Source organism: Micromonospora sp. NPDC047134, from assembly GCF_040643455.1.
In the GTDB taxonomy this organism is placed as follows: Bacteria; Actinomycetota; Actinomycetes; order Mycobacteriales; family Micromonosporaceae; genus Micromonospora.
In genome coordinates this window covers 170,316-195,121 of the sequence record NZ_JBEYUI010000004.1, presented here as the reverse complement: position 1 = coordinate 195,121, position 24,806 = coordinate 170,316, and the positions used below count along the sequence as shown (strand labels likewise).

The following is a 24,806-nucleotide window of genomic DNA, read 5'->3' as shown; positions in this document are numbered from 1 at the left end:
GACTCAGCGCGGGTCGGTGGCGGTCAGGTCGTGGCGGGCCTGCCAGACCCCGGCCGAGATGTCGGCGATCAGGCGGCGCGCCTCGATGTCGGCCTCCGTGCTGCGCTGGTGCTCGCCGAGCGGGGTGGTGGTGCAGACCACGAGCAGGTACGGGGCGGCGTCATCGGGAAAGACCACGGCCGCGCCGTGCCGGACCCCGCGTACCCAGCCGTTCTTGTGGGCCAGGCGGGTGCCGGCGGGAAGTCCCTCGGCGATGTCCTGCCGGATCTGCTGGGCGCAGAGGACCTCCAGCATCGCCGCGCACCCGGCCGGCGAGGCCAGTGTTCCGGCCCGGGTGGCTCCGGTGGCGATGGCGTCGAGCAGGGCGGCCAGGTCTGCGGCCGTGACCAGGTTGCTGATCCCGGCCTCCCGGGCGGCGAAGTCCTCGATGCCGCGTCCGGTGACACTGTGCCGGGCGCCGACACACGCCCAGACCTCCGCCACGGCGGCCAGCCCGACCTGCTGGATGAGCAGGTTCGTGGCGAGGTTGCTGGACCGTACGATCATCCGCTCGGCCAGCCACCGGGGTGACACCCGCCGGCCGAGTCGCTCCCAGACCAGGCTGTCGTTGTCGTACTCCCGGGCGCAGGAGAAGCCGGCGGCGTCCGGTGCGGCCGAGGTGAACCGGTCGGTCACCTCGATCGGGGTGTCCAGGTCGGGTCCACCGTTCTCCGCGACCCGGTGCAGTGCGGCGAGCACGGCCAGTTTCATCGTGCTCGCCGCGTAGTGGGTGGCCTCGGGGTGGCGGGTCCAGGCGGGCGGGGCGTCCAGGGCGCCGGCGTACACCGAGATGGTCCCCGGCACCGCGTCGAGCCGTGCCGCCCACCCCTCGAAGATCACCCGCCGAGGGTAACGGAAAGGAAGGGCCCCTTCTCCACCCCTGGTGAGGTGAAGGGGCCCTTCCCTGAAACGGGCGGGGTCAGCCGGCGTGCTTGCGGCGGGCGGTGGCGCGGGCCCGCTGGGTCTGGTCCAGGGTCACCTTGCGGATGCGTACGGCGGCCGGGGTGACCTCGACGCACTCGTCCTCGCGGCAGAACTCCAGGGCCTGCTCCAGCGACAGCTTGCGAGGCGGGATCAGCTTCTCGGTCTCGTCGGCGGTCGACGAGCGCATGTTGGTGAGCTTCTTCTCCTTGGTGATGTTGACGTCCATGTCGTCCGAGCGGGAGTTCTCCCCGACGATCATGCCCTCGTACACCTCGGTGCCGGGCTCGACGAAGAGCTGGCCGCGTTCCTGGAGGTTGGTCATCGCGAACGCGGTGACGCTGCCGGAGCGGTCGGCGACCAGCGAGCCGTTGTTGCGGGTACGCAGCTCGCCGAACCAGGGCTCGTAGGACTCGAAGACGTGGTGCAGGATGCCGGTGCCCCGGGTCTCGGTGAGGAACTCGGTGCGGAAGCCGATCAGACCGCGCGCCGGGACCAGCCACTCCATCCGGATCCAGCCGGTGCCGTGGTTGACCAGTTGCTCCATCCGGCCCTTGCGGGTGGCCAGCAGCTGGGTGATCGCGCCCAGGTACTCGTCCGGGGCGTCGATGGTCAGCCGCTCCACCGGCTCACAGGTCTTGCCGTCGATCTCCCGGGTCACCACCTGGGGCTTGCCGACGGTCAGTTCGAAGGACTCGCGGCGCATCTGCTCGACCAGGATGGCCAGCGCCAGCTCACCTCGGCCCTGCACCTCCCAGGCGTCCGGGCGTTCGGTGGGCAGCACCCGCAGTGAGACGTTGCCGACGAGTTCCTTGTCCAGGCGGTCCTTGACCATCCGGGCGGTGACCTTGGCGCCCTTGACCCGACCGACCAGCGGCGAGTTGTTGGTGCCGATGGTCATCGAGATGGCCGGCTCGTCGACCGTGATCAGGGGCAGCGGCTGGGGGTTCTCCGCGTCGGCCAGGGTCTCGCCGATCATGATCTCCGGAATGCCGGCGACCGCGATGATGTCGCCCGGCCCGGCCGAGTCGGCGGGCTTGCGCTCCAGGCCCTCGGTCATCAGCAGTTCGGAGATGCGTACCCGCTGGGTGCTGCCGTCGGTGCGGCACCAGGCCACGGTCTGCCCCTTGGCGATGGTGCCCTGCCGGACCCGGCACAGGGCCAGCCGGCCGAGGAAGGGGGAGGCGTCGAGGTTGGTGACGTGGGCCTGAAGGGGCGCCTGCTCGTCGTAGGCGGGCGGCGGGATGGTGTCCAGCAGGGTCCGGAACAGAGGTTCCAGGCTGGTGCTGTCCTGCGGCACGGAGCCGTCGGCGGGCTGGGTCAGGGAGGCGATGCCGTCGCGGGCGCAGGCGTAGACGATCGGGAAGTCGATCTGTGACTCGTCGGCGTCCAGGTCGAGGAAGAGTTCGTACGCCTCGTCGACGACCTCCTTGATCCGGGCGTCCGGACGGTCCACCTTGTTGATCACCAAGATGATCGGCATCCGGGCCTTGAGGGCCTTACGGAGCACGAACCGGGTCTGCGGTAGCGGGCCCTCGCTGGCGTCGACCAGCAGCACCACCCCGTCGACCATGGTCAGCCCACGCTCCACCTCGCCGCCGAAGTCGGCGTGGCCGGGGGTGTCGATGATGTTGATGGTGACCGGGTCGGAGCCGTCCGCGGGCAGGTAGCGCACGCCGGTGTTCTTGGCCAGGATGGTGATGCCTTTTTCCCGTTCGAGGTCCATCGAGTCCATCACCCGCTCGGTCACCTCGCCCCGGGCGCCGTAGGCGCCGGCCTGCCGCAACATGGCGTCGACCAGGGTGGTCTTGCCGTGGTCGACGTGAGCGATGATGGCGACGTTGCGGAGGTCGGTGCGAAGCTGCATGAGTTCCATCCTCCCGCCTGTGCCGAGCCTATGCCGCGTCGGGGTCGCCGGTGGCGTAGTGCGCTGCGCCACATGTCGGCGCTGTCACACTTACGGGGCAGCCTTGCTGAGGTGACCCCGGGGGGCCGGCGTGCATGAACTGCTGAGTTCGCTGCAACACCTACCATCCTGGCTGATCTACGTGGTGGCGGCGCTGGTGGTGGCCGCGGAGACCGGGGTGATCATCGGCCTGGTCGCGCCGGGGGAGGCCACTCTGCTGCTGGTCGGTTTCCTCACTTACACCGGCACCCTCCGACTCGGACCGGCTCTGCTGGTGATGATTCTGGCGGCCGCCGCGGGCGACACGGTGGCCTTCCGGGCCGGTCGGCGTTACGGGCCACGGCTGCGGGCCAGTCGGTGGGGCGCCCGGATGGGGGCGCACCGGTGGGCCCGGGCGGACGCCATGGTCGTACGGATGGGGGGTCGGGGGGTCTTCACCGCCCGCTGGGTGGCCTTCGCCCGTACCCTGGTGCCCCGGCTGGCCGGGGCGGCCGGTATGCCGTACCGGCGGTTCGCGCCGTGGAACCTGGCCGGGGTGATCACCTGGGTGGGTGGCTCGGTCCTGGTGGGACATCTGGCGGGTGAGTCGTACCACACGGTGTCCCGGTTGCTGGGTCGGGCGACCGGGGCGGTGCTGGTCCTGGTGGCCGCGCTGGTCGCCGTGGTGCTGGGCGGCCGGTGGCTGGGCCGCAACCCCGATCCGGTACGGGCGTTGCTGGTGCGGGCCGCCCGACTGCCCCCGGTGCGCTGGTTGTCGGCCCGGTACGGGCTGCTGTTCTTCCTGCTCAGTATGCGTTTCGGGCCGACCTGGGCGTTGCTGGCCAATCTGACCGCCGGGGTGGGACTGCTGTTCGTGGTCGCGTTGGCGATCACCGGGACGATGCGGGCGGCGGTACGGCACAGTGGGTTGGCCCTCATCGACGGTGCGATCGGAAGCTGGTTCGCCGCCCGGCGTACCCCCGGGGCGGTCGAGGTGGCCCAGCTCGGCGTGACCGTGCTGCGGGGGTCGGCGTTGATCGTGCTGGTGGCGGTGGTGGCCGGGGTGCAGGCCTTTCGGCACCGGCCCTGGCGGGGTGACCTGCTCAGTGTGGTCGGCACGGTCGGCGCCTTCGTACCCCTGGTGGTCCTGGCGGTGGTGACCGAGTTGGTGGCCGAGGGCCCGGTGGCGCAGATCTGGACCCAGAACGCCGTGGTGGCGGCCAGTCTGTGCATGTTGGCCTGGCTGCTGTCCCGCCAGGCGAGGTGGCCGGTGGCGGTGGCGCTGTGGACGGCAGCCGTGGCCGGAGTGGTCGGCATCGGTGGCGCCCGCCTGTACCTGGGATTGAGTACGGCCAGCGGCACCCTGGCCGCGGTGTCGCTGGGTGCGGCGTGGACCGCGGTGTTCATGGTCGCCTGGGCCACCCGAGACCGTGCGGTGGCCACCGGTAACCCACCTGAGCAGCGGCGGGGTCCGCACGGGACCACCGCGCCGGTCGATAGTTGTTAGGGTGCGGCGGCGGTTCGTGACTGCCGAAGGGGGCCCGGATGGGGCGCAAGGTCAGCCGGTTGACGGCGGCACTGGTGGTGGGTGCGCTGCTGGTCGCCGGGGGCGGATGCGCCAGGGTGGACCCTCCGGCCGGCGAGCTGCCGGCCCCGGTGGCCCTGCCCGAGGAGGAGCCGGCGTCCGTGGTGGAGCCGAGCACTTCGGCCACCCCAGGCGAGCCGAGCCCGACACCGGAGGCGGTGGAGTCGCTGGGTGCCGCGCCGAAGGCCAGCACCCGGCCCAGTGCGAAGGCGACGACGAAGGCGCCGCCGAAGCCCCGGCGTACCAGCACGGCTCCCCGCGCGGTGCCGGAGCCGCCGACGGAGACGAAGGTACCGCCGGCGCCGCCGAAGCCCGCCCCGAGCGGCTGCAAACCCAGCTACAAGGGCGAGGAGGCCAGCCGGGCGCAGGTCAAGGCCGCCTTGACCGAGGCCGCGGGCCGCACCTACTGGCCTACCTCGGCGCCGGACATCCGGATCCCGGCCAATCTGATCAAGGCGACCGCCTGGCAGGAGAGCGGTTGGCAGTCCCACATCGTCGCCTGTGACGGCGGCATCGGCCTGATGCAGGTCATGCCGGACACGGCTACCTGGATGAACCAGCGGTTCGGCCAGAACCACGACGTGTGGGACCACCGGGACAACGCCTACCTGGGGGCCACCTACCTGGCCTGGCTCACCAAGTACATCGGCGACATGTACTTCGACGCCGACTACCGCCTGGACACCGATCTGTGCAGCAGTGAGCTGAACTCCTGCCTGCTCAACGCGATCATCGCCGCCTACAACTACGGTCACCACGCGGTAGCTCGGGAGGGGCAGCCGTTGGCCATCCCCAACCCGAGCTACGTGCGTAACGTGCGCGCCCTGATGACGGAGTGCGTCTGCCTGGGCTACTGAGTCGGTTCGGGGGCGATCCGACCCGGCCACCAGAACCGCTCACCGAGCAGGAAGGCCAGGGCCGGCACGACGACCGTACGGACCAGCAGGGTGTCCAGCAGGACCCCGAGGCAGACGATGATCCCGATCTGGGTCAGGGTGATCAGCGGCAGGACCCCGAGCACGGCGAAGACCGCCGCGAGCAGGATGCCGGCGCTGGTGATCACCCCGCCGGTGACCCGGAGGGCGGAGAGCATGCCCTGGCGGGTGTCGGTGCTGCGGGCGTCCTCCCGGGCCCGGGTGACCAGGAAGATGTTGTAGTCGACCCCGAGGGCTACGAGGAACACGAAGGCCAGCAGCGGCACCCCGGTGTCCATCGCCGGGAAGTCGAACACGTACTCGAAGATCAACCAGGCTCCGCCGAGGCTGGCGAAGTACGAGGCGACGACCGTGGCCACCAGCAGCACCGGGGCCAGCAGGCCGCGCAGCAGCAGGACCAGCACGGCCCCGACGAGTAGCAGGATCAGCGGCAGGATGAGCCGCAGGTCCTTGGCGTCGGCGGCGGCGGAGTCGTACCGGCCGGCGACCGTGCCCCCGACGACCGCTCCGGAGGGCTGCTCGATTCCGGCCACGGCCGGTGGTGCCGAATTGTCGACGGCGCCGACGGTGTCCCGCAGCCGCTCCAGGGTCTGGTTGGCGGCCTCGGTGCCCGGCTCGGCTTCGAGGACCACATCGACCTGGGCCACCTCGGCACCGGCCGGGCCGGGTCGGGCGGAGGCCACCCCGGGCACCTCGGCGGCGGCTGCGGTGACCGCCGGCACGGCGGCCGGGTTGGTCATCACCGCCAGCGGCTGGGTGGTTCCGGCCGGGAAGGCGCGGGCCAGGGTCTGCGCCCCGGCGACGGCCTCCGGCTTCACCCGGAACTGCTCGGTCTCCGACAGCCCGGTGCGGATGCCGAGGCCACCGAGGGCCAGCCCGGCGAGCAGCAGGGTGGCCAGCACCGCCACCGGGATCGGGCGACGGATCACGGCAGAGCCGAGGGCCCCCCAGATCCGGCCCTCTCGGCCGACACTGCCGGCGGCGGGCACGAAGGGCCAGAACAGTCGGCGTCCCAGCAGGACCAGGGCGGCGGGCAGGACGAACAGGGCCGAGGCCATGGCGAGCAGGATGCCGGTGGCGCAGGCCACGGCCAGGGCACGGTTGGTCTCCTGCTCGCTCAGCAGCAGGGTGAGTACGCCGAGCATGACCGTGCTGCCGCTGGCCAGGATCGGCTCGGCGGTACGCCGCAGGGCGGCCCGCATCGCGGTGAAGCGGTCCTCCTCCCGGCGTAGTTCCTCCCGGTAGCGGGCGATCAGCAGCAGGGCGTAGTTGGTGGCCGCGCCGAAGACCAGGACGCTGGCGATGCCGGTGACGGCGCCGCCGGCGAAGTTGATGCCGACCGCCGGAATGATCGTTTCCAGGGCCCGCAGGGTGATCTGTTCGGTGGCGGCCACGACGGCCAGGGGCACCAGCCACAGCACCGGGCTGCGGTAGGTGACCAGCAGCAGCACGGCCACGACGGCGGCGGTGAAGAGCAGCAGGGTGACGTCCGCGCCCTCGAAGACCTTGGTCAGGTCAGCGGTGAAGGCCGGTGGGCCGGTCACCTCGACCGTCAGGTCCCCGGGGAAGCCGCTGAGGGCGGAGCGCACCTCGGCCACCCGGTCGGCGACGACCTCCTGGCCGCCGGTGCTGTCCAGGGGTACGGCCACCAGGGCCACGGTGTTGTCCGGGGACAGCTGCGGCGGGGCCACCTGCCCGCCGACGGCCAACTGGCGCAGCCCGCCGGTGCCCTCGGTGATCGCCGCCCGGTCGGCCTCGGTCAGCGGGGCGCCGTCGTCGCGGCTGACCACCACGACGGCCGGCTGGACGCCGCTGGCGGGTAGTTCCCGCTGGAGGCGTTCCACCTGGGTGGACTGCCACTGCTCGGACAGGCCGGTGGCGGAGACCGGTGCCGGGTTGCTGGGTATGGGTAGCCCGAAGACGGCCACGCCGACGAGGACGGCCACGGCGACGGTGAGCCATGCGGCCCGACGGCTGCGGGCGACACGGGTGAACAGAGACATGCTCGGCGCTCCGGTCGTTGGATTCGGTCCGGCTCCCGCCGAGGGAGCCGATATTTTGATTGTCGAGATTCTTGCTTATCAAGAAACGACGCGCAACAGCTCTCGTCCTTCGAGTATCTTGGCTGTCGAGAGATGACGCGGTCTGGGCTATGCTGCGCATCCGGAGGCCTCGGGAGGGAAGCGGCGCGACGTGGCAGGGCACGGGATGTACCGGCGGCGTGAAACCCGGCGGGAGATGTTGGTCGCGGAGATCACCGCCGAGTTGCGGCGCTACTGCGTGGAGGCCCAGCACGTCGGGCACGCCTTCGCCGGTCAACACGGCCTCAACGGCACCGACCTGCAAGCGTTGATCGCCGTGATGGACGCCGAGCTGTCCGGCGAGCCGATCACCCCCGGTCGACTGGCCGAGCACCTGGACCTCTCCTCGGGCTCCGTCACCGCCCTGATCGACCGGCTGGAACGCGCCGGGCACCTGCGGCGCGACCGGGACACCACCGATCGGCGCAAGGTGCTGCTGCACTACGCGGAGCAGGGGGCCACGGTCGCCCGGGACTTCTTCCGCCCCCTCGGTCAGCGCACCGATGTGGTGATGGACGAGTTCCAGGACGAGGAGTTGGAAGTCGTGTACCGGTTCATCACCGCCATGGGGGTGTCCCTGCGGGAACACCGCGACGCGGTGCGCGACGCCCGGCCCACCCCACCCCCACGGCATCGGGCGGGTTGAGGGCCCGTGCTGGAACGGCTGGCCTCCCGACTCGCCGGGGTCGCGTTGCGGCTGCCCCGGGCCCGTACCCGAAGGATCACCGTCACCCGGGACATCCCGGTCCGGGCCAGGGACGGGGTGATCCTGCGCACCGACCACTACGCCCCCGCCCTGGCCCAGGCCCCCACCGTGCTGATCCGGACCCCGTACGGCCGGGGCGGGCCGATGCGGCTGCTCTGCCGGATCGCCGCCGAGCAGGGATTCCATGTGGTCATCCAGTCCTGTCGGGGCACCGGTGGCTCCGGCGGAGTCTTCGATCCCTTCGTCCACGAGCGCGAGGACGGGCTGGACACCCTCGACTGGATGCGCCGGCAACGGTGGTGGTGCGGCGCCTTCGGCATGTTCGGCGCCAGCTATCAGGGCTTCGTGCAGTGGGCCCTGGCCGCCGACGCGGGGGAGGAGATGCGGGCCATGGTGGCGGTGGCCACCGCCTCCTCCACCCGTGACTCCACCTACGCCGGGGAGTCCTTCGCCCTGGACACCGTCCTGACCTGGGTGGAGTTGCTGCAGGCGCAGACCGTGCCGTGGCTGGCCCGGCAGTGGGAACTCAAACGGGGCCAGCCCCGACTGCTCGCCGCCCTGTCCCACCTGCCGCTGGTGGAGGCCGACCGGGTGGCCACCGGGGTCACCGTCCCGTTCTTCCAGCAGTGGCTGCGCCACCACACCCCGCAGGCGGACTACTGGCGTGCCCGGGTCTTCGACGACCGGCTGGACCTGGTGCGGGCGCCGGTGGCGATGGTCAGCGGCTGGCACGACATCTTCCTGCCGGCCCAGTTGAGCGACTACACCGCGTTGCGGGCCCGGGGCGCCCAGCCCCGGCTGATCATCGGGCCGTGGACCCACGGCAGCCCCGGACTGTACGTCGCGGCCCTGCGCGAGGGCCTGGGCTGGCTCGGCACCCACCTGCCGACCGACGACATCGACCGAGGCGCCACGCAGCCGACGGACGGCCCGGTGCGGGTACACGTCGGTGGGGTCGGCGGCGGCTGGCGTGACCTGCCGGACTGGCCGCCCTCGGCGCAGACCACCGACTGGTATCTGCATCCGCACTCGGCCCTGCGTACCTGCCCGCCGGTGCCGTCCTCGCCGGACGGATTCTTCTACGACCCGGCGGATCCGACCCCCTCCCTGGGGGGTGCGCTGCTGGTGGCCCAGCGGGCCGGAGCGGTCGACAACCGGCCCGTGGAGGCCCGGCCCGACGTGCTGACCTGGACCAGCGAGCCGTTGACCAGCCCGCTGGAGGTGATCGGGCCGGTACGCGCACAGATTCATGTACGCAGTGAACTCGACTACTTCGATGTGTTCGTGCGACTGTGCGACGTGGACCGGCAGGGGCGATCCTGGAACATCTGCGACGGCCTGGTCCGGGTCGATCCGCAGCGGTTGCCGGCCGACGGCTCCGGCACGGTGGCGGTCACGGTGCAGATGTGGCCGGTGGCCCACCGGTTCGCCGTCGGGCACCGGCTGCGGCTCCAGGTCTCCGGCGGGGCCCATCCTCGGTACGCCCGCAACCCGGGCACCGGGGAACCCCTCGGGGCGGCCGTGACCTTGCGGGGTGGCTATCGGGAGATCCTGCACGATCCGGAGCGTCCCTCCGCAGTGGTCCTCCCGATCGTCGGGTCCGCCGCACAGCCTTCGACCGACGGATAAGGGCATCCGACGGTCCGGAAAGCTCGGGTTACGGGTGGCGGCGGTCGGTCCCGACCGCCGCCACCGACACCGGTTACAGCGGACGGACGTTGTCCGCCTGCGGACCCTTCTGTCCCTGGGTCACGTCGAACTCGACCTTCTGACCCTCGTTCAGCTCCCGGTAGCCACTGCTGGCGATCGCCGAGTAATGGACGAACACGTCGGGTCCGCCGCCGTCCTGCTCGATGAATCCGAAGCCTTTTTCCGAGTTGAACCACTTCACGGTGCCGGTTGCCATGCGTTCTCTCTCCCTGTCCAGCAGACGACCCCCGGTCACATGCCGGTGATCGTCCGATACTTTCCCGACATTAGCCGGTGAAATGCAGATTTGCCGGGTGAAGCGCCTGAGGTGTCGGCGAGGCGTCGGCACAATCCGCTCCCCGAGGGTTCAGGGAGGCCCCGGAGGTGAATCCGGGGCAATGTCGGGTGGAAATCTGATGTCCGTGGTGGTGATCAGGCCATAGCGTACGGGGTATGGCAGACGAGCTGGCCCAGGTTGGAGAGTTACCCATCGCCGGCCTGATGGCCCTGCTCGGGGTGGTCATGCTCTTCGACGCGGTGCCACTGTTCGGGGTCCTGGTCCCCGGTGACGTGGCCGTGCTCGCCGCGGTGGCCGTCGGAACGCCCAGCACCGGCCTGGCGACCTTCGTCGCCGTGGTCACCGGATGCCTGGTGGGCTGGTCCATGACCTTCCTCGTCGGCCGACACTGGGGCGAGCGGCTGCGGCACAGCCGGTTCGGTGCCTGGGTCGGCGAGCCCCGCTGGGTGGCCGCCGAACGCATCCTGCGCCGCAACGGTGGTCGACTGGTGCTGGTAGCGCCCTTCCTGCCGGTGTTCAACGCGCTGCTGCCGCTGGCGGCGGGCGGCCTGCGCATGTCGTACCCACGGTTTCTCGGGTTCGCGGCCCTCGGCGCGGGCGCCTGGGCCGGTCTCTACCTGGCGGTGGGCACCGCCTCGCGGTCCCTGGCCGGGCTGCTGCCCAGCGGTACGAGCCCGCTGCTGGTCACGATGGTCGGAGGTCTGGTGCTGGCCGCCGTGGTGCTGCTCGGCACCCGACGCCGGCTGCGTGCGGTGACCGGCTGACCTCCGACCATCCCCCGGGTCACCAGCCCCGGGCCCGCCATTCACCCAGCTGGGGGCGCTCCGCACCCAGGGTGGAGTCCCGCCCGTGGCCCGGGTAGAACCAGGTCTCGTCCGGGAGCCGGTCGAACAGCTTGTGCTCCACATCGTCGATGAGGGCGGCGAAGCGCTCCGGATCCTGGTCGGTGTTGCCCACGCCACCCGGGAAGAGACTGTCCCCGGTGAAAAGGTGAGGGACGCCGGCCGGGTCGCGGTAGAGCAGCGCCACCGAACCCGGGGTGTGCCCCTTGATGTGGATGACCTCCAGGGCACAGTCGCCGACCGGTACGGTGTCGCCCTCGGCCAGGGTCTGCGCCTCGATCGGCAGCCCGGCCGCGTCGTCGGCGTGCACCAGCGCGCGGGCACCGGTCTTGGCGACGACCTCCTCCAGCCCCACCCAGTGGTCCATGTGCTGGTGGGTGGTGACCACCGCGGTCAGCCCGGCGTCACCGATCAGTTCCAGCAGCCGGGGTGCCTCGTTGGCCGCGTCGATCAGCACCTGCTCGCCGGTGTCACGGCAGCGCAGCAGGTACGCGTTGTTGTCCATCGGCCCGACCGACACCTTGGTGATGGTCAGCCGGTCGAGTTCGCGTACCGCTGGTGGGCCGCCGGGGGTGACTGCTCCGTCGTAGGTCATCTCTGGCTAGATCCATTCCGGTGGGTCGGGTAGCTGACCATCGGGGGTGACGGTCAGGGTGGTACCTGGGCTGCGGCCGGTCAACCACGCGGCGACCTCGACCGTCGGACCGGAGACGACCGGCGCCTGGGCCCGGTCACCGATGACGAGTTCGTGACTGCCGCCGTCGAAGTGCAGCACCAGCGGCGGCACCCGATCGCGCTCGCCGAGATCGGTGACCACCTCGTGCAGCAGCCGGTGCGCGAAGCTCGGTGACCAGTCCTGTGGGCGGTAACCGGCGGCCAGGTCGACATGGTGGACCTCCAGTTCCCGCAGCCGACGCCAGACCAGCACGGCGGCCGGCAGGGGACCACGCCGGGTCTGCACGGTGGCCGACCAGGCCGGCACCGGCATCGCGGCGACCGCCTCGGCGTACCGGTCGGCGCTGCGGCGCAGATCGTCCAGGTGCTCCTGAGGCGAGCGGAAGGCCCCGGCCTCGATGCCGGCGGCCCGGGCCTCCTCACTGGGGTACATCGGGACCAGGTCGCCGGTGCGGGCCGAGGTGAGGGCGTTGACCAGGGCGTCGGCGTTGCGGGACAGGTGGGCCAGCAGGTGCCCGCGGGTCCACCCCGGCAGCAGGCAGTCCTGCGCCAGATCGGTGGCGTCGAAGCGTGCCGCCGTGCGCAGCAGGCGGGTCGTGGCGTCGTCCACATCACCGCTCAACAGCAGGGGGTCCCGGGTCACGGTTCGACCCTAGCCCGCCGTGCCGGTCGAGTCGCCGGGGAATTCGCTACCGGCTCGGCGCCACCCCTCCTACCGTGAGGAGGTTCGCGGCGCCGGAGCGGAGGAGGTGGTGGTCATGCCGGTCACCGCACCCCTGTATCACCCGCAGCGACCCTGAACGAGGAGACGTGAACATCACCCTTACCGCCCTGGGTTGGGACACCGACCGAGCGGCGTACCTGAGTCGTATCCACACCCCGTACCGTCCCGGCCGGGTGGCCCGGGTCGACCGGGGATTCTGCATCGTACTCACCGAGCAGGGGCCGACCCGCGCCTCCTGCTCCGGTGCCGTCCTGGCCGCCGCCGTCGGCGACCCCACCCGACTGCCCGGGGTGGGCGACTGGGTGCTGCTGGGCACCTGGCCCGACGCGCGGGTGACCGTGGAGGGGGTGCTGCCCCGGCGTACCGCCCTGATCCGGCGCACCGCCGGCAAGGACGCCAGCGGTCAACTGCTGGCCGCCAACCTGGACATCGCCGCCGTGGTGGAGCCGGTGCACCCCACGCCGAACGCCGCCCGCATCGAGCGGCTGCTCTCCCTGGTGCACGAGTCGGGCGCCCGGCCCCTGGTCGTACTCACCAAGACCGACCTGGCCGCCGACCCGGCGGCGGTGGCCGATCAGTTGGCGGCCCTGGCCCCCGGGGTGCCGGTGCTGCCGGTCAGCGCCGAGACGGGCAGCGGCCTGGCACGGTTGCGCGCCGAGGTGGCCCCGGGTGCGACCCTGGGCCTGCTGGGGCCCTCCGGCTCCGGCAAGTCGAGCCTGGTCAACGCGCTGGTCGGGGCTGTGGTCATGCCGATCCAGTCGATCCGTGGGGTGGACGGCAAGGGCCGGCACACCACCACCTGGCGGGCCCTGGTGCCGCTGCCGGGTGGCGGCACCGTGCTGGACACCCCCGGGGTGCGGGCGGTCGGTCTGCTCGACGGCGCCGCCGGCCTGGATCGGGCCTTCAGCGACATCGCCGACCTCGCCACCGGCTGTCGGTACGGCGACTGCGGCCACGACGCCGAGCCCGGGTGCGCCGTGCAGGCCGCCCTGGCCAGCGGCGACCTCTCCACCCGCCGCTGGCAGAACTGGCGCCGCCTGCACCGCGAGATGACCCACGAAACCCACCGCCGCACCACCCGCCCCCGCCGCCCCCACTGACCCACCCCACCCCCTCGCCGTGGGGTGGAGGCGAGGGGTGGGGTTGTGTGGCGGGGGGTGGTTGTCGTAGGGCGGGTCTACAGTTGCCGGGGCGCCTTCTCCGCGCCGGCACAACCGCTGGGTCAACCCCCGAAGCGGACAGATCCTCCTCGTCATCCTCACCCGGGAGCACATCGACCGTGGCCGACCGTCTGATCATTCGTGGCGCACGCGAGCACAACCTGCGTGACGTCAGCCTCGACCTCCCTCGGGACGCCCTGATCGTGTTCACCGGGCTGTCCGGGTCGGGCAAGTCGAGCCTGGCCTTCGACACGATCTTCGCAGAAGGGCAGCGCCGGTACGTCGAGTCGCTGTCGTCGTACGCCCGGCAGTTCCTCGGCCAGATGGACAAACCGGATGTCGACTTCATCGAGGGACTGAGCCCGGCGGTGTCGATCGACCAGAAGTCGACCTCGCGCAACCCCCGCTCCACGGTCGGCACCATCACCGAGGTCTACGACTACCTGCGGTTGCTGTTCGCCCGGATCGGGGAGCCGCACTGTCCGGTCTGCGGTGAGCGGATCTCCAAGCAGAGCCCGCAGCAGATCGTCGACCGGGTCCTGGCGATGGCCGAGGGCACCCGGTTCATGGTGCTGGCTCCGGTGGTCCGCGGACGCAAGGGTGAGTATGTCGACCTGTTCGGCGAACTCCAGGCCAAGGGGTACGCGCGGGCCCGGGTCGACGGGGTGGTGCACCAGCTCACCGACCCGCCGAAGCTGAAGAAGCAGGAGAAGCACACCATCGAGGTGGTGATCGACCGGCTCAGCGTCAAGCCCAGCGCCAAGCAGCGGCTGACCGACTCCGTCGAGGCGGCGCTGGGGCTCTCCGGCGGTCTGGTCCTGCTCGACTTCGTCGACGTGCCCGAGGACGACCCGGAGCGGGAACGACGCTACTCCGAGCACCTGGCCTGCCCCAACGACCACCCCCTGGCGATCGAGGACCTGGAGCCCCGGGTCTTCTCCTTCAACGCCCCGTACGGTGCCTGCCCGGAGTGCACCGGCCTGGGCACCAAGAAGGAGGTCGACCCGGAGCTGCTCATCCCCGACCCGGAACGCACCCTGCGTGAGGGGGCGATCCAGCCCTGGGCCACCGGGCACAACCTGGAATACTTCCTGCGCCTGCTGGAGGCCCTCGGCGAGGCCGAGCACTTCGACATCGACACCCCCTGGCGGGCGTTGCCGTCGAGGGCGCAGAAGACCATCCTGCACGGCTCCGGCGACCAGGTGCATGTGCGCTACCGCAACAAGTACGGCCGGGAGCGGTCGTACTACACCGGCTTCGAGGGGGTGGTGCAGTGGATCGAGCGCCGGCACTCCGACACCGAGAGCGAGTGGTCCCGGGAGAAGTACGAGGGCTACATGCGCGACGTGCCGTGTGCCGCCTGTGGCGGGGCCCGGCTCAAGCCCGAGGTGCTCGCCGTCACCCTGGCCGGACGCAGCATCGCCGAGGTGTGCAACCTGTCCGTGGGTGAGTGTGCCGACCTGCTGGCCGGCATCGAGTTGACCGACCGGCAGAAGTTGATCGCCGAGCGGGTGCTCAAGGAGATCAACGCCCGGTTGCGGTTCCTGCTCGACGTCGGTCTGGACTACCTCTCCCTGGACCGTCCCGCCGGCACCCTGTCCGGTGGTGAGGCGCAGCGCATCCGGCTGGCCACCCAGATCGGTTCCGGGCTGGTCGGTGTGCTGTACGTGCTGGACGAGCCCTCCATCGGTCTGCACCAGCGCGACAACCACCGGCTGATCGAGACCCTGGTCCGGCTGCGCGGGCTGGGCAACACCCTGATCGTGGTGGAGCACGACGAGGACACCATCCGTACCGCCGACTGGATCGTCGACATCGGGCCGGGCGCGGGGGAGCACGGTGGGCGGATCGTGCACAGCGGCTCGGTGCCGGCCCTGCTGGAGAACTCGGAGTCGATCACCGGGGCCTACCTGTCCGGTCGGCGGGAGATTCCGACCCCGAAGGGTCGGCGGCCGCAGACCCCGGGCCGGGAGCTGGTGGTGCACGGTGCCCGGGAGCACAACCTGCGCAACCTGACGGTCAGCTTCCCGCTGGGCCAGCTGATCGCGGTGACCGGGGTCAGCGGCTCCGGCAAGTCGACCCTGGTCAACGACATCCTGTACGCCGTACTGGCCAACCAGATCAACGGCGCCCGGCTGGTGCCCGGCCGCCACACCCGGGTCTCCGGGCTGGAGAACGTGGACAAGGTCGTCGGCGTCGACCAGTCCCCGATCGGGCGTACCCCCCGGTCCAACCCGGCCACCTACACCGGGGTCTGGGATCACGTCCGCAAGCTGTTCGCCGAGACCACCGAGGCCAAGGTGCGGGGGTACGGGCCGGGCCGGTTCTCCTTCAACGTCAAGGGTGGCCGCTGTGAGGCCTGCTCCGGCGACGGCACCATCAAGATCGAGATGAACTTCCTGCCGGACGTGTACGTGCCGTGCGAGGTCTGCAAGGGGGCCCGGTACAACCGGGAGACCCTGGAGGTGCACTACAAGGGCAAGACCGTCTCGGACGTACTGGAGATGCCGATCGAGGAGGCGGCGGAGTTCTTCTCCGCCATCCCGGCCATCCACCGGCACCTCAAGACCCTGGTCGACGTGGGCCTGGGCTACGTCCGGCTGGGCCAGCCCGCGCCGACCCTGTCCGGGGGTGAGGCGCAGCGGGTCAAGCTCGCCTCCGAGTTGCAGAAGCGCTCCACCGGACGGACGGTGTACGTGCTCGACGAGCCGACCACCGGCCTGCACTTCGAGGACATCCGCAAGCTGCTGATGGTGCTGGAGGGGCTGGTCGACAAGGGCAACACGGTGATCACCATCGAGCACAACCTGGATGTGATCAAGAGCGCCGACTGGCTGATCGACATGGGCCCCGAGGGGGGTCACCGGGGCGGCACCGTGCTGGCCACCGGCACCCCGGAGGAGGTCGCCGAGGTCACCGAGAGCCACACCGGGCAGTTCCTGCGTACCGTGCTCAAGCTCGACGGCACGGCCCAGGGCGCGGCGGCGGCCACCGCCCGCGCGGCCAAGGCCAACGGCACCAAGACCACCGGGACCAAGTCGACCGGAACCAAGGCGGCGGCCGGGACCAAGGCGCGGGCCGGACGAAAGAGCGTCGCGGCCGGCTGACCGGATGCTCCGCGTAGACACCGCCGGGTGGTCGATCGGGTGAACCGCCAGGCAGAGTGGTGCGGGTTGAGAAAACCTGAGCACGAATCATGCACGGTGGTAGCCGAGGAGGGTGCGGGATGACTGACGACCAGGTGGCGGCCAGGCCGGTACGGACACGGCGGGCCCTGCTGGCCGGTGCGGGTGCGGCCGGCGCGGCGGCGATGCTGGCCGCCTGCGGCGGCGGGGACGACGAGGGCGCGACCACCACCAGCCCGGGTCCGCAGGTGACGAACACCGGCGATGCGGGCGGGGGTGGCCGGCAGGACAGCCAGTCCCTGGCCCGGACCAGCGACATCCCGGTCGGTGGGGGTGCGATCCTGTCCGCCCCGGGGATCGTGATCACCCAGCCCTCGCCGGGGGAGTTCCGTGGTTTCGACCCCAAGTGCCCCCACCAGGGGTGCAACGTGACGACGGTCGAGGGCGGCACGATCAACTGTGTCTGCCACAACAGCCGGTTCTCGATCGAGGACGGCTCGGTCAAGTCCGGTCCCGCCCAGGCCCCGCTGGCCGCCAAGGAGGTCAAGGTCTCCGGCGACCAGATCTCCCTGGCCTGAAACGCCGGCCGGTGGGCCGTCGACGAGACGACCCACCGGCTCAAGAGTGCGGATCCAGCGCGGCCGTGGCCGGGGTTGTCCCCGGCCACGCCGGTAGCGCTCAGTGGGCGTACATGGACAGCTCCCACAGGGAGAAGCCGTAGGAGGTGGCCCGGGTCAGGCCGGTCATCCGTACGTAGCGGGCCTGCTGGGGGGTGAAGGCCACCACATCGGTGCCGCCGTCGCCCGCGGTGGTCGACCAGACCGACCGCCAGGTGTTGCCGTCGGCGGAGACCTCGACCCGGTACGACCGGGCGTATGCCGCCTCCCAGGCCAGCACCACCCGGCCGATCTGCCGCACGCTGCCCAGGTCCACCCGGATCCACTGGTTGTCCGACCAGGAACTGGCCCAGCGGGTACCCAGGTTCCCGTCCACGGCGCGGGCGGCACCGTTGCCGAGTTGGCTGCTGGAGGCGCTGACCGGCCGCCCGGCGGCCAGGTTGGTCAGGTCGTCGCCGCGGCGGGCCGGGAAGGAGACCACCTGCTGGTAGGTGGGTCGGTTCTGCCAGGCGATGGTGGCGTGCTTGATGCCGCCCAGCGGGGACTGGATGATCGCGTCCGCGCACCACTGCTCCCCGGCGGCGCAACTGGCGTCACCCGGGTAGGTGGTGGTGGCCGGGGTGGCCGCCGCCGTGCGCAGGGTGTCCAGCAGAACCTGCCGGCAGGAACCCAGGTTGCCGTTGCCGCAGAAGGTACGCCCCAGACCACCGGCGACCGGGTCACCCAGGACCGTACGCAGGTCCTTGTCGACGTAGCCCCACCAGCCGTACTGGAAGGCCGAGCCCTTGTGGGTCTGTGCCCCGTTGGCCGAGGAGGACAGGTTCGACACGTCACCCTGTTGCAGGCCGGAGGGTGACTCGTTGATCGGCAGGGTGTTGATCAGGGACTGGTAGAGGTCCGGGCCGAGCTGGTCCCGGAACATCCCCCGGACCAGCAGGGGCCACCAGGCGTCGAAGGTGCGGATCGCCTCGGCGTGCTGGTACACCTTGCTGCCCTTGGCGGTCTCCACCCGCAGCGCCCCGGCCTGCCGCCACGCCTTCAGCCGGCTGATCTCGGCCGCCAGGGCGGTGTCGGTGACCGGCTGGCTCTCCAGCACCCGGATCAGCTCGTCGAGCACCTCCGCACCGCGCAGGTCGGTCAGCCCGGCCCGCTGCACCAACTCGGTGAGGGAGCCCCGGTCGAACTTGCGGCCGGCCGCGATGGCCGCCTTCACCGGCTTGTCCAGCAGGTCACCCCGGTGCACGGCACCGAAGCTGAAGTTGCCGTCGGCCGCCCCGAAGTCCTTGGCCTGCTTGTTGTTCCAGCTGATGTAGTAGTCCTGGTCGATCGACTGGGGGTGGGCCGAGCGCGGGGCGTACCGGGCGGTGCGGGTGTCCGGGTCGAAGTCCTGCCACTCGTAGGCCCGCTCGGCCTTCATCGGCAGGTTCGGGTTACTGCCGACGGCCCGCACCGGGTTGAGCCCGGAGTTGAAGTACGCCGACTGGGTGGAGTTGACGTAGAACCAGTTGAAGGCGTACTCGACGTTGTGGGCCGACTCGATGAACGCCGAGGCGGTGCCCATCTGGGTCGGGTCGTTGAACATCTGGAACCCGATCGCCGAGTCGGCCTCCCGCCCGTAGGTGGAACGCAGCTGGGTGAAGGCGTGCGGGACCCCGCCGACGGTGCCGCGCCAGGCCACCAGGCCCAGCTTGGTCCGCCAGGCCACCAGCTTGTACGACCCGGCCGGGGTGCTGTCGGCCACGGTGGGGCTCCACCGGTTGACATGCGACAGCTCCTCCATCGCCAGACACTGGCCCCGGAACAGGTAGTGGGTGCCGGCCAGGGTGGGCGTACCGCCGCCGGGCACGCAGAGCGGCACCGCGTACGTGTCGGTGATGTCGTGGATGGCGGAGGTGGCGCTCCAGGCGTAGTCCTGACCCCGGCCGAGCAGCACGTACAGGTTCAGCCCGGCGAAGGCGGCCCCCCGGGCACTGATGCCGGGGCCCTGCAACTCCTGGACCATCAGCAGTTGCGGGGAGAAGTAGCCGGTCTGCGGCCCGAACACCGCGATCGGGTGGCCGGTGGCGGAGTGCTCGGCGGAGATCACGGCCGCGTTGGACATGCCCCGGTTGGCCGGGGTGATGGTAAGCCCGGACAGCGCGGCGGCCAGTTCGGAGGAGCTGTTGGTGCCGGCGGTGGTGGCGGAGCCGGTGGGGTCGGTGACGACCGGCTCGACCCGGGCGGAGCCCGCGTCGGGCAGCACCACGCTGGGGGCGTCGGGGGAGGCGGCGCCGTACGGGAAGCTCTGACCGTCGTGCAGGGTCAGCACGGTCTCGGGATCGTTCTGGCCCCGGAAGCCGTTCCACACCCGGTCGCCCTCGACCGGGCCGTACTTGGCGCGGGCGGCGATGCGGACCAGGGCGGACTGCATCTCGTTGCCGCCTCCGCCGCCGAACAGGCCGCCGACCACCCCGGCGATGGCGATCAGGTCGGTCATGGTGAACGGCTTCGGTCCACCGGCGTTGGTGATCGCATCCATATGACCGGTCAGCACGTACTCGCCGGGGCAGTTGCGGCCGGACATGCAGGTGCCGATGTAGGCGTTGATGCCGGCGGTGTACTCCTGCACGTCGGTGTAGAGCTGCTCGCCGCGGGCCCCACCCTTGCGGCGCAGCGCCTCGACCTGGGCGGCCAGGTCGGCCTCGGTGTAGGGGGAGGTACGCCAGACGCTCTGTTCCAGGGCGCGGTTGCCGGGGGCGCCACCGGCGAAGGAGGTCAGGGTGCCCCGGCCGACGTGGCGGAGCAGGTCCATGGTGAACAGCCGGTCCTCGGCTCCGGCGTACCCGGCGCCGTACATGGTGCCGGCCCGGGTGGTGCCGGTGATGTGTGGTACCCCGGTGGCCTTGTCCCGCACGATGCGGACGTCCGAGCGGGGGGAGTAGTCGCGTTCGACCTGGTTGGGGGCGACCCCGAAGGCGGCGTCGTGGAAGAACTCGCCGATCTTGTCCTCGCGCAGTCCGGCGTAGCCGTAGACCAGGTTGGCGTACTTGTCGAGTTGGTCGGCGGAGTGCCGGGGCAGGGTGCCGAAGGCCTGGTTGCCGAGGATCTCGACCAGGGTGGCGTTGCCGTTCTGGCCCGGCGGCAGGATCTCGGAGCATTCGCCGAGGCAGTAGTCGTTGCCGGCGAAGGCGCTGGCGACATTCACCGCGAGGGTGCTGGTCGCCGGCGCGGCGGTGGTGGGGGCGGTGGCGGTGGCGCTGGTTGGGACGGCGACCAGCAGGGCGGCGACGGCGATGGCGCCGGTCGCCCCGGCGAACAGCCGGCGGGTGGCGGTGTGACCAGTCATGGCGATCCTCTGTGGACGGGGGCCATCGGACGGGATCATTACGTGAAGAACATTCGGCTACTGGATGGTAGGACGGGCCGGTCAATATTGGAAGACGTCAATCGGGAGGGTCGTCGTATCGGGCCCGCTCGGGCAGGAAGGCGTCGACCAGGGACGATTCGGGCTGTCGGGGGCGGCGACTAGGCTCGAAGGGTGGCTGATCCGTCGACCTACCGCCCCGCCCCCGGCACCATCCCGGAGTCCCCGGGGGTCTACCGGTTCCGTGACGGCACCGGTCGGGTGATCTACGTCGGCAAGGCGAAGAATCTGCGCAGCCGCCTCAACTCCTACTTCGCCGACCTGCTGGGGCTGCACGAGCGGACCCGACAGATGGTCACCACGGCCGAATCGGTCGACTGGGTCACGGTCGGCACGGAGGTCGAGGCCCTCCAGCTCGAATACACCTGGATCAAGCAGTACGACCCGAGGTTCAACGTCCGCTATCGCGACGACAAGTCCTACCCCTACCTGGCGGTCACCCTCGACGAGGAATATCCGAGGTTGCAGGTGATGCGCGGGGCCAAGCGCAAGGGGGTGCGCTACTTCGGGCCGTACTCCCATGCCTGGGCGATCCGCGAGACCCTGGACCTGCTGCTGCGGGTCTTCCCGGCGCGGACCTGCTCCGCCGGGGTGTTCAAGCGGGCCGGTCAGGTCGGCCGCCCCTGCCTGCTCGGCTACATCGGCAAGTGTTCCGCCCCCTGCGTCGGCAGCGTCAGCGCCGAGCAGCACCGCGAGATCGTCGAGGGGTTCTGCGACTTCATGGCCGGGCGCACGGACACCATGGTGCGCCGGCTGGAACGCGAGATGGCCCAGGCCAGCGCGGAGCTGGAGTTCGAGCGGGCGGCACGGCTGCGCGACGACGTCGCCGCCCTGCGCCGGGCGATGGAGAAGCAGACCGTGGTGCTCGGCGACGGTACGGACGCCGACGTGGTCGCCTTCGCCGACGACCCCCTGGAGGCCGCCGTGCAGGTCTTCCATGTGCGGGGCGGTCGGGTGCGGGGCCAGCGCGGCTGGGTGGTGGAGAAGACCGAGGACCTCACCACGGGTGACCTGGTGCACCATTTCTGCACCCAGGTCTACGGCGGTGAGCACGGCGAGGCCGATGTGCCGCGCGAGCTGCTGGTGCCGGAGCTGCCGGCCGACGCCGAGGCCCTGACCGACTGGCTGTCCACCCACCGGGGCAGCCGGGTCAGTCTGCGGGTGCCCCAGCGTGGTGACAAGCGTGCCCTGCTGGAGACGGTGGAGCGCAACGCCAAGGACGCCCTGGCCCGGCACAAGCTCAAGCGGGCCGGTGACCTGACCACCCGCAGCAAGGCCCTGGACGAGATCAGCGAGGCGCTCGGGATGCGGACGGCACCCCTGCGCATCGAGTGCTTCGACATCTCCCAGATCCAGGGCAGCGACGTGGTGGCCAGCATGGTCGTCTTCGAGGACGGCCTACCCCGCAAGAGCGAGTACCGCCGCTTCATCATCCGAGGGGCCACGGACGACCTGTCCGCGATGTCCGAGGTGCTGCGCCGCCGCTTCGCCCGCTACCTGGACGTGCGCGCCGAGACCGGCGAGATCGGTGAGGAGACCGCCGCCGACCCGGACCGCCCCGGAGTCGACCCGACCACCGGCCGCCCGCGCAAGTTCGCCTACCCCCCGCAACTGGTGGTGGTCGACGGCGGGGCTCCCCAGGTGGCCGCCGCCGCCCAGGCCCTGGCCGAGCTGGGCATCGACGATGTGGCCCTGTGCGGCCTGGCCAAGCGGCTGGAGGAGGTGTGGCTGCCCGACGACGACTTCCCGGTCATCCTGCCGCGCACCTCCGAGGGGCTCTACCTGCTGCAACGGGTACGCGACGAGGCGCACCGCTTCGCCATCACCTTCCACCGGCAACGCCGCTCCAAGCGGATGACCGCCTCCGCCCTGGACAACATCCCCGGCCTGGGCGAAGTCCGCCGCAAAGCCCTCCTGCACCACTTCGGCTCCCTGAAACGCCTGGCAACGGCCACCGTCGAGGAGATCACCCAAGTCCCCGGCATAGGCCCCCGCACCGCCCAGACCATCCTCACCACCCTCAACCCACCCCCACCCCCTACCGAGGCCCCCGCCGAGGCCCCCGCCGAGGCCCCCGCCGAGGCCCCCGCCGAGGCCCCCGTTGATCATGAGGTTAGCGGCAGTGATGGAGATCAACTCCGCCGCTAACCTCATGATCAACGATGTCAGGGTTCGGTGAGGACGGTGAGGATCTGGTCGCCGTATTTGGCCAGTTTGGTTTCGCCTACGCCGTTGATCTGGGACAAGGCGGCCAGGGTGGTGGGGAGGGTGGCGGCGATCTGGCGCAGGGTGGCGTCGTGGAAGATGACGTAGGCGGGGACGCCCTGTTCCTTGGCGGTGGCGGCTCGCCAGGCGCGGAGGCGTTCGAAGGTGCCGGTCGCCTCCGCCGGCAACTCGGCGATCACGGTGGCTGCGCCTCGGGGTTTGGGGGTACGGGCTGCGCGGGCGGGGCGGGGCGCTTCGCGGCGCAGCATGACCGTACGGCGTCGGCCCAGCACCTCGGCGCTGGCCTCGGTTAGGGCCAGGGTGCCGTAGTCCCCTTCGACGGTCAGCAGGCCCTCGGCCAGCAGTTGGCGCACAACCCCCCGCCATTCCGCCTCGCTGAGGTCGTCACCGATGCCGAAGACGGTGAGCGAGTCGTGCCGGTACTGAGTGATCTTGTCGGTGTTGCGGCCCAGCAGGATGTCGATGCAGTGCCCGGCCCCGAAACGCTGGTTGCGTTCCCGGTCCAGCCGGAAGACCGTGGAGAGCAGCTTCTGCGCGGCGACCGTGCCGTCCCACGACTCCGGCGGCTCCAGGCAGGTGTCACAGTTGCCGCAGTCGCCGGTGGCCGACTCGCCGAAGTACTCCAGCAACTGCACCCGACGGCAGCGGACGGTCTCGCAGAGCGCCAGCATCGCGTCGAGATGGGCGGCGAGGTTACGCCGGTGCGCCAGGTCACCCTCGGAGGTGTCGATCATCTTGCGCTGCTGCACGACGTCCTGGAGCCCGTACGCCAGCCAGGCCGTCGACGGCAGGCCGTCCCGCCCGGCCCGGCCGGTCTCCTGGTAGTAGCCCTCGACCGACTTGGGCAGGTCGAGGTGGGCGACGAACCGGACGTCCGGCTTGTCGATGCCCATCCCGAAGGCGATGGTCGCCACCATCACCACCCCGTCGGCGCGCAGGAACCGCTGCTGGTTCGCCGCGCGGGTCCGCGCGTCCAGACCGGCGTGGTACGGCAGGGCGTCGATGCCGTTGGCGACCAGGAACTCCGCCGTCTTCTCCACCGAGGCGCGGGACAGGCAGTAGACGATGCCGGCGTCCCCGGGATGCTCGTCGCGCAGCAGGGCCAGCAGTTGCTTACGCGGCTCCCGCTTCGGCACGATCCGGTACTGGATGTTGGGCCGGTCGAAACTGGCCACGAAGTGCCGGGCCTCGGTCAGGTTGAGCCGGGTGGCGATCTCGGACCGGGTGGCGCTGGTCGCGGTGGCCGTCAAGGCGATGCGGGGTACCCCCGGCCAGCGTTCGTGCAGCATCGACAGGTTCAGGTAGTCCGGCCGGAAGTCGTGCCCCCACTGCGACACACAGTGCGCCTCGTCGATGGCGAACAGGCTGATCCGGGCCCGGTCCAGCAGGCTCAGGGTGGCCCGGCTGGCCAACGCCTCCGGGGCCAGGTAGAGCAGGTCGATCTCCCCGGCCACGAACTCCGCCTCGACCAGCCGGCGGGTGTCCAGATCGAGGGTGGAGTTGAGGAAACCGGCCTTCACCCCGACCGCGGTCAACGCGTCCACCTGGTCCTGCATCAAGGCGATCAGCGGCGAGATGACCACCGCCACCCCGTCGCGGACCAGGGCCGGGATCTGGTAGCACAGCGACTTGCCGCCCCCGGTCGGCATCAGCACCAGGGCGTCCCCGCCGGCCACCACGTGGTCGATGACCTCGCGCTGGAAGCCCCGGAAGGCGTCGTACCCGAAGACCCGCCGCAGCACCTCCAGCGCCGCTGTCACCTTCTCCCCGGCCGGCGCGTCGGAGGTGGCCAGATCGGCGATGCTCACGTCGGCGATGCTCATATCGGCGGGGGAGACCATCCGAGGATTCTACGAGCCACCCCGTCCGGCGGACCGGTCGCCATTCCCGGCCGA

17 protein-coding genes are annotated in these 24,806 nt (G+C 71.0%); 9 read left to right on the top strand and 8 right to left on the bottom strand.

The annotated features are described in order from the left end of the window. Positions 1-3 precede the first annotated feature (3 nt). Positions 4-879 carry a serine hydrolase gene (locus ABZ795_RS08110; protein WP_357529789.1) on the bottom strand — a complete coding sequence of 292 codons (876 nt, stop codon included), beginning with the start codon at positions 877-879 and terminating at the stop codon, positions 4-6. A 79-nt stretch (positions 880-958) separates the two neighbouring features. Next, on the bottom strand, positions 959-2,827 hold the full coding sequence (typA, locus tag ABZ795_RS08105; RefSeq protein WP_357529788.1) for a translational GTPase TypA: 1,869 nt from the start codon (positions 2,825-2,827) through the stop codon (positions 959-961). 130 nt (positions 2,828-2,957) lie between these two features. Here typA and ABZ795_RS08100 point away from each other — a divergent pair, with 130 nt between their 5' ends. Both ABZ795_RS08100 and ABZ795_RS08095 read left to right on the top strand, forming a co-directional pair. Further along, positions 2,958-4,352, top strand: coding sequence for a VTT domain-containing protein (locus ABZ795_RS08100; protein ID WP_357529787.1), 1,395 nt, complete (start codon positions 2,958-2,960; stop codon positions 4,350-4,352). Positions 4,353-4,390: 38 nt separating this feature from the next. Then, the gene (locus ABZ795_RS08095; RefSeq protein ID WP_357529786.1) at positions 4,391-5,287 is read left to right on the top strand and encodes a transglycosylase SLT domain-containing protein; all 897 of its coding nucleotides are present in this window, start codon (positions 4,391-4,393) and stop codon (positions 5,285-5,287) included. Here ABZ795_RS08095 and ABZ795_RS08090 read toward each other — a convergent pair. Continuing rightward, a complete protein-coding gene (locus ABZ795_RS08090; protein WP_357529785.1) occupies positions 5,281-7,368 on the bottom strand; it encodes an MMPL family transporter in 2,088 nt (695 codons plus the stop codon). The genes ABZ795_RS08095 and ABZ795_RS08090 overlap by 7 nt on opposite strands. 205 nt (positions 7,369-7,573) lie before the next feature. Here ABZ795_RS08090 and ABZ795_RS08085 point away from each other — a divergent pair, with 205 nt between their 5' ends. Both ABZ795_RS08085 and ABZ795_RS08080 read left to right on the top strand, forming a co-directional pair. Further along, positions 7,574-8,092, top strand: coding sequence for a MarR family transcriptional regulator (locus ABZ795_RS08085; RefSeq protein ID WP_327024959.1), 519 nt, complete (start codon positions 7,574-7,576; stop codon positions 8,090-8,092). Positions 8,093-8,098: 6 nt separating this feature from the next. Further along, positions 8,099-9,781, top strand: a complete 1,683-nt coding sequence (locus ABZ795_RS08080) for a CocE/NonD family hydrolase (RefSeq protein ID WP_327024960.1) — start codon at positions 8,099-8,101, stop codon at positions 9,779-9,781. Positions 9,782-9,854: 73 nt separating this feature from the next. Here the strand turns inward: ABZ795_RS08080 and ABZ795_RS08075 are convergent, their stop codons facing one another. Next, positions 9,855-10,058: a cold-shock protein gene (locus ABZ795_RS08075; RefSeq protein WP_327024961.1), complete on the bottom strand. Its 204-nt coding sequence runs from the start codon at positions 10,056-10,058 to the stop codon at positions 9,855-9,857. A gap of 236 nt (positions 10,059-10,294) precedes the next feature. Between ABZ795_RS08075 and ABZ795_RS08070 the strand changes: the two genes are divergently transcribed. Next, positions 10,295-10,903, top strand: a complete 609-nt coding sequence (locus ABZ795_RS08070; protein ID WP_327024962.1) for a VTT domain-containing protein — start codon at positions 10,295-10,297, stop codon at positions 10,901-10,903. Between the two features lie 19 nt (positions 10,904-10,922). Here ABZ795_RS08070 and ABZ795_RS08065 read toward each other — a convergent pair whose 3' ends face one another. After that, positions 10,923-11,576 (bottom strand): MBL fold metallo-hydrolase, encoded by a 654-nt coding sequence (locus ABZ795_RS08065; RefSeq protein WP_327024963.1) that lies wholly within the window; start codon positions 11,574-11,576, stop codon positions 10,923-10,925. A 6-nt stretch (positions 11,577-11,582) separates the two neighbouring features. Next, positions 11,583-12,299: a maleylpyruvate isomerase family mycothiol-dependent enzyme gene (locus ABZ795_RS08060; RefSeq protein ID WP_357529784.1), complete on the bottom strand. Its 717-nt coding sequence runs from the start codon at positions 12,297-12,299 to the stop codon at positions 11,583-11,585. Between the two features lie 167 nt (positions 12,300-12,466). On the opposite strand from ABZ795_RS08060, the gene rsgA reads away from it, so the two are divergent. The 3 genes from rsgA to ABZ795_RS08045 all read left to right on the top strand — a co-directional run bounded on the left by rsgA (position 12,467) and on the right by ABZ795_RS08045 (position 17,243). Next, a complete protein-coding gene (gene rsgA, locus ABZ795_RS08055) occupies positions 12,467-13,480 on the top strand; it encodes a ribosome small subunit-dependent GTPase A (protein WP_357529783.1) in 1,014 nt (337 codons plus the stop codon). A 179-nt stretch (positions 13,481-13,659) separates the two neighbouring features. Then, positions 13,660-16,647 carry an excinuclease ABC subunit UvrA gene (gene uvrA / locus ABZ795_RS08050; protein WP_357529782.1) on the top strand — a complete coding sequence of 996 codons (2,988 nt, stop codon included), beginning with the start codon at positions 13,660-13,662 and terminating at the stop codon, positions 16,645-16,647. 119 nt (positions 16,648-16,766) lie between these two features. Continuing rightward, positions 16,767-17,243 (top strand): Rieske (2Fe-2S) protein, encoded by a 477-nt coding sequence (locus tag ABZ795_RS08045; protein ID WP_327024967.1) that lies wholly within the window; start codon positions 16,767-16,769, stop codon positions 17,241-17,243. A 100-nt stretch (positions 17,244-17,343) separates the two neighbouring features. Here the strand turns inward: ABZ795_RS08045 and ABZ795_RS08040 are convergent, their stop codons facing one another. After that, positions 17,344-20,607 carry a penicillin acylase family protein gene (locus ABZ795_RS08040; protein ID WP_357529781.1) on the bottom strand — a complete coding sequence of 1,088 codons (3,264 nt, stop codon included), beginning with the start codon at positions 20,605-20,607 and terminating at the stop codon, positions 17,344-17,346. Positions 20,608-20,799: 192 nt separating this feature from the next. Here ABZ795_RS08040 and uvrC point away from each other — a divergent pair, with 192 nt between their 5' ends. Beyond that, positions 20,800-22,833 (top strand): excinuclease ABC subunit UvrC, encoded by a 2,034-nt coding sequence (gene uvrC, locus ABZ795_RS08035; RefSeq protein ID WP_357529780.1) that lies wholly within the window; start codon positions 20,800-20,802, stop codon positions 22,831-22,833. 17 nt (positions 22,834-22,850) lie between these two features. On the opposite strand, the gene recQ is transcribed toward uvrC, so the two are convergent. Continuing rightward, positions 22,851-24,734 (bottom strand): DNA helicase RecQ, encoded by a 1,884-nt coding sequence (recQ, locus tag ABZ795_RS08030; RefSeq protein ID WP_357529869.1) that lies wholly within the window; start codon positions 24,732-24,734, stop codon positions 22,851-22,853. Between the last annotated feature and the right edge of the window lie 72 nt (positions 24,735-24,806).